The sequence below is a fragment of the Natrialba aegyptia DSM 13077 genome (assembly GCF_000337535.1).
Taxonomy (GTDB): Archaea; Halobacteriota; Halobacteria; order Halobacteriales; family Natrialbaceae; genus Natrialba; species Natrialba aegyptia.
This window is the reverse complement of sequence record NZ_AOIP01000005.1, coordinates 1-221: the sequence shown is the minus strand read 5'-3', so window position 1 is coordinate 221 and position 221 is coordinate 1. Positions and strand designations below refer to the sequence as shown.

Below are 221 nucleotides of genomic sequence, written 5' to 3'. Positions count from 1 at the left end.
GGAAGACGGATCCGACGGTGAGGGACGAAAGCTCGGGTCACGAACCGGATTAGATACCCGGGTAGTCCGAGCTGTAAACGATGTCTGCTAGGTGTGACACAGGCTACGAGCCTGTGTTGTGCCGTAGGGAAGCCGTGAAGCAGACCGCCTGGGAAGTACGTCCGCAAGGATGAAACTTAAAGGAATTGGCGGGGGAGCACTACAACCGGAGGAGCCTGCGG

The 221-nt window shown here is 58.4% G+C and carries 1 rRNA gene; it reads left to right on the top strand.

The annotated features are described in order from the left end of the window. Positions 1-221 (top strand): 16S ribosomal RNA (locus C480_RS00500); the annotation flags it as partial.